The 1085-nt window shown below is 47.0% G+C and carries 2 rRNA genes; both read right to left on the bottom strand.

What is annotated here, in order from left to right:
* Positions 1-176: 176 nt before the first annotated feature.
* Positions 177-292, bottom strand: a 5S ribosomal RNA gene (gene rrf, locus KT99_RS19775).
* A 207-nt stretch (positions 293-499) separates the two neighbouring features.
* Positions 500-1085: ribosomal RNA gene (locus KT99_RS19770) — 23S ribosomal RNA — on the bottom strand; the annotation flags it as partial.

Raw genomic sequence — 1085 nt, 5'->3', positions numbered from 1 at the left:
AGCGGACGGGACTCGAACCCGCGACCCCCGGCGTGACAGGCCGGTATTCTAACCAACTGAACTACCGCTCCTTTAGCAAAGTGCTTACGCATATTGCTAAATTCTTTTTAAGTCGCTGATATGTCACTATCAGTAAACTTTGTCTTCACTTTCTAGAAAGTGGAAACTAAATAGGCGCCTGGAAATGACCTACTCTCACATGGGGAGACCCCACACTACCATCGGCGCAATTGCGTTTCACTTCTGAGTTCGAGATGGATTCAGGTGGGGCCACAATGCTATGGTTTCCAGACTAATTTTGCGATTACTTTCAGCTTTTCAAAAAGCTAAAGGTAAAAGAATTTAGAAAGCTGGCTATTTAAAAAGTCTTTTAAATAGCTTTAAATAAAAGTAATAATTGGTTCAACTTAAATCAAGTCGGTATTCTTTTGTGCTTGTAAAGTAATCACTCATTAACCACATACTTCTCTTTTAACAAGAGTAAACCCATCTGGGTTGTATGGTTAAGCCTCACGAGTCATTAGTACAGGTTAGCTCAATGCCTCACAGCACTTACACACCCTGCCTATCAACGTCCTAGTCTCGAACGGCTCTTTAGAGGAATTAAATCCCTAGGGATGACTCATCTTAGGACTCGCTTCCCGCTTAGATGCTTTCAGCGGTTATCGATTCCGAACGTAGCTACCGGGCAATGCTATTGGCATAACAACCCGAACACCAGCGGTTCGTCCACTCCGGTCCTCTCGTACTAGGAGCAGCTTCCTTCAATCATCCAACGCCCACGGCAGATAGGGACCGAACTGTCTCACGACGTTCTGAACCCAGCTCGCGTACCACTTTAAATGGCGAACAGCCATACCCTTGGGACCGACTTCAGCCCCAGGATGTGATGAGCCGACATCGAGGTGCCAAACACCGCCGTCGATATGAACTCTTGGGCGGTATCAGCCTGTTATCCCCGGCGTACCTTTTATCCGTTGAGCGATGGCCCTTCCATACAGAACCACCGGATCACTATGACCTACTTTCGTACCTGCTCGACGTGTCTGTCTCGCAGTTAAGCTGGCTTATGCCATTGCACTAAC

Origin of the sequence: Shewanella benthica KT99, assembly GCF_000172075.1 — a bacterium.
GTDB lineage: Bacteria > Pseudomonadota > Gammaproteobacteria > Enterobacterales > Shewanellaceae > Shewanella > Shewanella benthica_A.
The sequence above is the reverse complement of the archived record's forward strand: the minus strand, read 5'-3'. Positions and strand labels throughout refer to the sequence as shown.